General features: G+C 31.7%; 3 protein-coding genes. All 3 read left to right on the top strand.

All coding sequences use genetic code 11. From position 1 onward, the window contains the following. Nucleotides 1-83: 83 nt before the first annotated feature. The 3 genes from HMPREF9129_RS05360 to HMPREF9129_RS05370 all read left to right on the top strand — a co-directional run bounded on the left by HMPREF9129_RS05360 (nucleotide 84) and on the right by HMPREF9129_RS05370 (nucleotide 3536). Nucleotides 84-1391 (top strand): NCS2 family permease, encoded by a 1308-nt coding sequence (locus HMPREF9129_RS05360; protein WP_004821180.1) that lies wholly within the window; start codon nucleotides 84-86, stop codon nucleotides 1389-1391. 10 nt (nucleotides 1392-1401) lie between these two features. Then, entirely contained in the window at nucleotides 1402-3093 is a 1692-nt protein-coding gene (gene ade / locus HMPREF9129_RS05365) for an adenine deaminase (protein WP_004821181.1), read from the top strand. 119 nt (nucleotides 3094-3212) lie between these two features. Then, nucleotides 3213-3536, top strand: coding sequence for a DUF6442 family protein (locus HMPREF9129_RS05370; protein WP_004821184.1), 324 nt, complete (start codon nucleotides 3213-3215; stop codon nucleotides 3534-3536). Nucleotides 3537-3637 lie beyond the last annotated feature (101 nt).

Below are 3637 nucleotides of genomic sequence, written 5' to 3' on the forward strand. Positions count from 1 at the left end.
AAAAATAATTTATTTACAAAATAGATGAAAAGTAATAAAATATTATTTAAAGAAATCGTTTTATTTAATTATGGAGGTTATTAATGAAAAAATCAGATTTTTTAGAAAGGGTATTTAATTTATCGGGCAGGAATACTTCTGTAAAAACTGAAGTTTTTGCAGGAATTACAACATTTATGACTATAGCTTATATTTTAGCTGTTATACCTGGTAATTTAAGTGAAACAGGGATACCAAGAGGTGCTGTGTTTACCGCAACAATTATAAGTACTATTTTTGCAACATTAATAGCTGGGTTATATGCTAATTTACCATTTGTTTTTAGTGCACTATTGGGATTTGATTCATTTTTTGTATTTTCAATTGTATTTGGAATGGGAAAAAGTTGGCAATTTGCTTTAACATCAGTTTTAATAGCCGGAATAATCTTAACAATACTTACAATTTTTAAAATACGTATAACATTAAGTAATGTAATACCCATGAATTTAAAAATTGCAATGGTTGTTGGACTCGGTTTATTTGTAACATTTATAGGATTAAAGAATGCTGGTATTGTAGAAGCAGGGGGGGCTATTTTAAAAATAGGAGATATAACAAAGCCTGAGGCTTTATTAGCTTTGTTTGGGATTATTGTACTTTCTGCTATGAATTATTTTAAAATAAAAGGTTCTTTTTTAATTACAATAATAGGAAGTACGGTAGTAGCAGTTATTACAGGGATAACATCTTTACCGGAAAATATTGTAAGTTTGCCGCCTTCTTTTATGCCAACAGCTTTTAAATTTGTAGGAACTGAAGAAATTTTTACTACAGACATGGCCGTATGTGTATTCGTTTTCATTTTTATGTCTATTTTTAACAATATAGGGACTGTAACAGGTCTTTCAATAAAAGCTGGATTAACAGATGAAAATAATGAAGCAAAAGATATGAATAAATCTTTTTTAGTAGATTCTTTAGGAACAATTGTAGCGGGGTGTTTAGGAACAAGTGTTGTAGGAACAACATTAGAAACTTCAGCCGGAATAGAAGAGGGAGGACGAACAGGACTTATGGCGGTAACAAGTGCATTAATGTTTGTACTCGCATTATTTTTTAGCCCATTATTTTTAATAGTACCAAGCGCTGCTATAACTCCGGTTCTTGTAACAGTTGGATTGTCAATGACAAGTGCAGTAAAAGCTATAGATTTTGATAATATAACAGAAGCTATACCTGCATTTTTAACTTTTATCATAATTCCTCTTACTTACAGTATTGCTGATGGTATTATGATAGGAATTTTATCTTATGTAGTATTAAATATTATAACTGGTAAATTTAAACAAATATCTTTACCAATGTATGCTATGGGAATTTTGTCTTTAGTTAAAATGTTATTTTTATAAGGAGAGAGAAATGTTAAAGAGTGATATGAAAGCAGATTTGATAATAAAAGATGCCAGAGTAATAGATGTATTTCAAAATGAAATTTACAAGGGAAATGTAGCCGTGAAGAATGGAAAAATTATTGGTATTGGAGATTATGAAGATGCAGATGAGATTGTAGATGCAAAAGGAGCCTACCTATCACCAACTATGACTGATGGACACGTACACATTGAGTCTTCAATGGTATCTCCAGCTGAATTTTTAAAATGTTTAGTTGCAAGAGGAGTTTCAACTATAATAGCAGATCCGCATGAAATAGCGAATGTGTGTGGGCTAGATGGACTTGAATACATAATAGACGAGACAAAAGATTTACCGGCACATGTATATGTAATGTTGCCATCATGCGTTCCATGTACACCATTTGAAACAAGCGGAGCTATTTTAAAAGCTTGCGATTACAAAGAGATGATAAATGACCCTAGAGTTTTGGGGTTAGGAGAGATGATGGATTTTGTGGGAACAGTAAATCGTGCAGAAGACATCTTGGAAAAAATTGACTTGGCTAAAAATAGCAATAAGGTAATAGATGGACACGCTCCCCTTTTATCAGGGAAGGCGTTGGATGATTATGTATTAGCAGGAATTTTAACAGACCATGAGTGTTCAGCTGTAGATGAAATGAAAGAAAAGATTCGCCGTGGAATGTACATTCAATTAAGAGAAGGTACAGCTGCTAAAAATTTAGAAGCACTGATAAAAGGAGTTACAAAAGATAACATAAGTCGTTGTTTCTTCTGTACAGATGATAGACATCCGGAAGACTTGTTAAAAGATGGAAATGTAGATAACAATGTGAGAAAAGCAATTAAATTGGGGATGGAACCTTTAGATGCAATTAAAATGGCAACTTTAAATCCGGCTCAGTGTTACAAAATGGAAAATTCAGGGGCAATTGCACCGGGGTATGTTGCAGATTTCTTTTTATTCGATGATTTGAATAACATAAACGCAAAAGCAGTTTTCATTGGAGGTAAGAAAGTAGCAGAAGACGGAAAAGTAATAGTAGATTTTTCTCCAAAACTTTCTCCAAAAGTACTTTCAAAAATGAAAATAAAAGATTTTAAATTAGAAGATTTAAAACTTAAATTGAATTCAAACAGAGTCCATGTGATTGAAATGGAAAAAGAATCACTTTTGACAAAGAAAGTTGTCTGTGATGTAGATGTAAAAGATGGATACTTCGAATACTCAGATGACGGAATAAGAAAAATAGTGGTAATTGAAAGACACACAGGAAATTCTACAATAGCAATTGGCTTGATAAAGGGATACGATATAAAAAATGCCGCTGTTGGGACCACAATAGCACACGATAGCCATAATTTAGTTGTAATTGGAGACAATGATGAAGATATGCTAAACGTAATAAAGAGAATAGATGAGATGAGCGGTGGAATGGCAATATCTTCAAATGGAAAATTAGAAGGCTCTTTAAGACTTGATATAGCAGGAATTATGAGTAGCAAATCAATGACAGAAGTACATGAAGACATAAAAAAATTGCTAAAAAAGGCAAAAGAGCTTGGAGTAGGAGATGGAATAGATCCATTTATGACTCTTGGATTTATGGCTCTGCCGGTTATACCGGATATAAAGATGACAGACAAAGGATTGTTTGATGTAAATGAGTTTAAACACATTCCTTTAGAAGTTTAAATTTTAATAAATTAGAAAGTGCTTTTAGTAGCACTTTTTATTTTGCAAATTCCCATTGACAAGTAAACTTGGCGGGGATATAATTCAATTACCAAGTAAACTTGTCAGGAGGTATTAAAATGTTAAAAGAAGAAATACTTAAAAAGAGTAGAGATGAAAATTTTGATGAAGCAAAAGAAAGTTATTCAATGCAAGGTCTAAAAATAGGTTTCAATTTGATGTCTTTAGTATTTGTGTTAATTTATGTTTCATGTGCTATAAGAGGAAAAGATGTAGTTTGGAGAGAATCTATTCTTGGAATGTATCTGATATTTGTCTCATCTCAAGGCTATACATTATATAGATTTAATAGACAAAAATTTTATTTATTTCAATTTTTAGTAGCTTTAATGCCGGCAGTGATTTTAATTTTAGCTACTCTGTATTGGATATGGTTGAAATAACTTAGGAGATTACAATGGATATAGAAGAAATATTAAAAAGAACAGAGACAACAAAGAAGATGAAGTAACGGGAAATGTACACACTAGAGGATTGAAATTAG

This window comes from Peptoniphilus indolicus ATCC 29427 (assembly GCF_000227315.1).
GTDB classification, from domain to species: Bacteria; Bacillota; Clostridia; order Tissierellales; family Peptoniphilaceae; genus Peptoniphilus; species Peptoniphilus indolicus.